The sequence below is a fragment of the Propioniciclava sp. genome, from assembly GCF_036744435.1.
Classification (GTDB): domain Bacteria; phylum Actinomycetota; class Actinomycetes; order Propionibacteriales; family Propionibacteriaceae; genus Propioniciclava.
Genome location: NZ_DAIOIA010000194.1, coordinates 1 through 3043, shown reverse-complemented (window position 1 = coordinate 3043; position 3043 = coordinate 1). Strand labels below are relative to the sequence as shown.

Genomic DNA, 3043 nt, shown 5'->3' with positions numbered 1-3043 from the left:
CCCACGCTGACGCCTTGGTGGCCCTCCATGCCGATTCCGACAGCGAGGACAAACGAGGCTTCCACCTCATCTACTCCCCTGAGATGCACGGAGGCGACGCCACACAGGCCGCCTCGGTGACGCTGGCGACGTCGGTCTCGGACGCTCTGCAGCGTTCCCCTCTTCCCCCGGCCAACTACAAGGGAACTCCCGAACTGCCGATCGATCCTCGCACCAACATCGCCGCCCTCAATGAACTGGCCACCGCCCCGGGGATTCTCGTCGAGGTCGGCAATCTCAACAATCCCGACGACTGGACCCTGCTGACGCGCCCCCGCACCCGGGAGGCGCTCGCCCAGGGGATCGCCGACGGCCTGACCGCCTATCTGGGCCAATCGTGAGCTCGAAGCACGGCGGAACCAATCCGGGACACCCGACGAGGGCCACCTGGCGACTAGTGTGAGAATGGTTCTCAAACATCATCTATTCTGGAGGACGTGCGCCGGGAATCCGGCACCATCGAACTGCACTACCTGATGGGATTGACATGCTCCTCCAACGACCACTCGCCCTGCTGGCGGCCCTCGTGACCGGGCTGACGCTGGCGAGCTGCTCCTCCCCCGCCGCCACGCCCACCGCGTCCACGACGGCCACGCCGACCACCCTGTCCGTGGTCGCCTCCACCGACGTCTGGGGTGGGCTCGCCGCCACCGTGGGCGGGGATCGCGTGACCGTCACCTCGATCATCGACGATCCCTCGAAGGATCCCCACGAGTACGAGGCCAACGCCCAGATCCAGCTCACCCTCTCCAAGGCGCAGCTCGTCATCGAGAACGGGGGCGGCTACGACGACTTCGTCGACACCATGCTGTCGGCGGCCAACAACTCCAGCATCGAGCGCCTCAACGCCGTGACGATCTCCGGCAAGGAGGCGACCGCGGGCGACGAGCTCAACGAGCACGTCTGGTATGACTTCGGCACCGTGACCAAGGTCGTGGACGCCCTCGCGACCTCCTACACCAAGCTCGACCCCGCGGGCGCCGACACCTTCACCTCCAACGCGACGACGCTGAAGGCGTCCATCGCCACGCTGATCCAGCAGCAGAACGACCTGAAGGCGAAGTACGCGGGCCAGCCCGTCGCCATCACCGAGCCCGTCCCGCTCTACCTGCTGGAGGGCATCGGCTTGGAGAACCAGACCCCGGAGGCCTTCTCCGAGGCGGTCGAGAACGAGAGCGACGTGGCACCGGCGGTGCTGAACGAGACGCTCAAGCTGTTCTCCGACCACGCCGTGAAGCTGCTGGCCTACAACGAGCAGACCACCGGCGCCCAGACCGACGCGGTCGTCAACGCCGCCAAGGAGAACAACGTCCCCGTGGTCCCGTTCACGGAAACGCTCCCGGCCGGGAAGAATTACGTCTCATGGATGACCGACAACCTGGACGCCCTGGCGGCGGCGCTCGCCCAGTGACGCTCCCCTCCTCACAGGAGGCGTCGTCCCCGGTCGGGGGCGACGTCGTCCTGCGTCTGCGCGAGGCCGCACTCCGGTTCGGGGAGCGGACGCTGTGGAGCGGCTTGAACCTGGACGTGGCCGCGGGCGAGTTCATCGCGGTCCTAGGCGCCAACGGGTCGGGCAAGTCCAGCCTGCTCAAAGCGATCCTGGGTCAGCTTCCCCTGTCTGCGGGCACGGCCGAGTTCCTGGGTTCCCCCATCACCGGCGGCAATCGGCGCATCGGCTACGTGCCCCAGCAGAAACTCGCCGACGAGGGCGTCCCGCTGCGCGCGGAGGACCTCATCGGGCTGGGCGTCGACGGCCACCGCTGGGGTATCCCATGGCCCAGCAAGGCCCGCCGGGACGCGATCGACGCGCTCATCCGCGACGTCCATGCCGAGCGCTACCGCCACCACCCGCTCGCGGAGCTGTCCGGCGGGGAGCAGCAGCGCCTCCGCATCGGCCAGGCGCTGGCCGGTGACCCACGGCTGCTGCTGTGCGACGAGCCGTTGCTGTCCCTGGACCTTGCCTACCAGACCGTGGTCAGCGAACTGGTCGACGCCAGCCGCCGCACCCGCAACCTGGGCGTCCTGTTCGTCACCCACGACATCAACCCGATCCTCCCCATGGTCGACCGGGTCATCTACCTCGCCGGTGGGCAGATCCGCATCGGCACACCCGACGAGGTGCTGCGCACCGAGGTGTTGTCGGAGCTGTACGGTTCCCCCGTCGACGTCGTCCGCACCCGCGGACGCATCGTGGTGGTGGGCGCGGTCGAGCCGAGCACACCGCACGCCGCCCCACCGGCCGATGGTCACACCCACCAGGGAGGTACGCACGCATGACGGACTGGTGGACTTCGCTGTTCTCGTTCGAGAACTACGGCGAACTGGTGGTGCTGCTGCACAACTCGATCCTCGCTGGCGCGATCCTGGGCGTGGTGGGCGGCCTGATCGGCGTCTTCGTCGTCGCCCGCGACATGCCCTTCGCCGTCCACGGCATCAGCGAACTCTCGTTTGCGGGAGGCTCGGCCGGGCTGCTGTTCGGCATCGGGGTGATCCCGGGGGCCCTCGCCGGCTCCATCCTCGCGGCGCTGCTGATCGGCCTGCTCGGCACGCGCGCCCGGCACCGCAACTCCATCACGGCGGTGATCATGCCGTTCGGGCTGGGCCTGGGCATCTTGTGCCTGTCGCTGTACTCGGGCCGCTCATCCAACAAGTTCGGCCTGCTCACCGGCCAGATCGTCGCCGTGGACGACCCGCAGATCGGCGCCCTGGCGGTGATCTCGGTGATCGTCATCGCCGGCCTGCTGATCATCTGGCGTCCGCTCATGTTCGCCAGCGTGGACGCCGACGTGGCGGCCGCCCGTGGCGTCCCGACGCGGACGCTGTCGCTGATCTTCATGCTGCTGCTCGGCCTGGCCGCAGCCGTGTCGGTGCAGATCGTGGGCGCGCTTCTGGTGCTCTCCTTGCTGGTGACCCCGGCAGCGGCCGCGCTGCGGGTGTCGTCCTCGCCGATCCTGGTGCCGATCCTGAGCGTCTGCTTCGCCGTGTTCTCCACGGTGGGCGGCAT

The 3043-nt window shown here is 68.4% G+C and carries 4 protein-coding genes; all 4 read left to right on the top strand.

Annotated features, from left to right (window positions below; translation table 11 throughout):
• On the top strand, positions 1 to 380 hold a 380-nt coding region (locus V7E09_RS15010; protein ID WP_324523657.1), incomplete at its 5' end, for an N-acetylmuramoyl-L-alanine amidase.
• Positions 381 to 526: 146 nt separating this feature from the next.
• A complete protein-coding gene (locus tag V7E09_RS15005) occupies positions 527 to 1450 on the top strand; it encodes a metal ABC transporter solute-binding protein, Zn/Mn family (protein ID WP_324512206.1) in 924 nt (307 codons plus the stop codon).
• Positions 1447 to 2316 (top strand): metal ABC transporter ATP-binding protein, encoded by an 870-nt coding sequence (locus V7E09_RS15000; protein WP_324523656.1) that lies wholly within the window; start codon positions 1447 to 1449, stop codon positions 2314 to 2316. The genes V7E09_RS15005 and V7E09_RS15000 overlap by 4 nt, the downstream gene beginning before the upstream one ends.
• Positions 2313 to 3043, top strand: a 731-nt coding sequence (locus tag V7E09_RS14995; RefSeq protein WP_324523655.1) for a metal ABC transporter permease, incomplete at its 3' end; no start/stop codon positions are given. The genes V7E09_RS15000 and V7E09_RS14995, both read left to right, overlap by 4 nt.

Excerpts from the sequence above, each read along its gene's own strand:
- V7E09_RS15005 (WP_324512206.1), top strand. The coding sequence starts at position 527 with ATGCTCCTCCAACGACCACTCGCCCTGCTGGCGGCCCTCGTGACCGGG.